This is a genomic window from Chryseobacterium sp. CG10_8 (assembly GCF_058117085.1).
The window spans coordinates 1-357 of sequence record NZ_JBYVEB010000303.1 but is presented as its reverse complement, the minus strand read 5'-3'; the positions used below and the strand labels follow the sequence as shown (position 1 = coordinate 357).

Below are 357 nucleotides of genomic sequence, written 5' to 3'. Positions count from 1 at the left end.
ACATTTATTTTTAATTTAGGACACGGTGCTCAATGTAGTGGTTGGGGAATATGTGAGTTAGTTGCATTTGGTTTTGAAATTATAGAGCTTCCAGAACCTGGAAATAAAATGGCTAATGTTGTACAGAACGATGATGGGTCAATTAGTGCAATTTATGAATTAGATGAGAAAGCAAATGTTGGAGATACTACTTTTTATGTGGATAATGACAAAGTTTTTGAATTTGATAATAAAACTTGGACTGTAAAAGCTGGTAATTATCAGCCTGATAATTCAATCGGAAATTTCGGAGGTTATGTGCTAGATATGCAAGTTCAATAAAAGTTTGAAGACTAAATTTTATTGGTCTTTTTATAT

The 357-nt window shown here is 31.4% G+C and carries 1 protein-coding gene; it reads left to right on the top strand.

Going from position 1 to position 357, the window contains the following annotated elements; translation table 11 throughout:
• Nucleotides 1–321, top strand: a 321-nt coding sequence (locus AC4AGG_RS16860; protein ID WP_489773177.1) for a hypothetical protein, incomplete at its 5' end; no start/stop codon positions are given.
• Between the last annotated feature and the right edge of the window lie 36 nt (nt 322–357).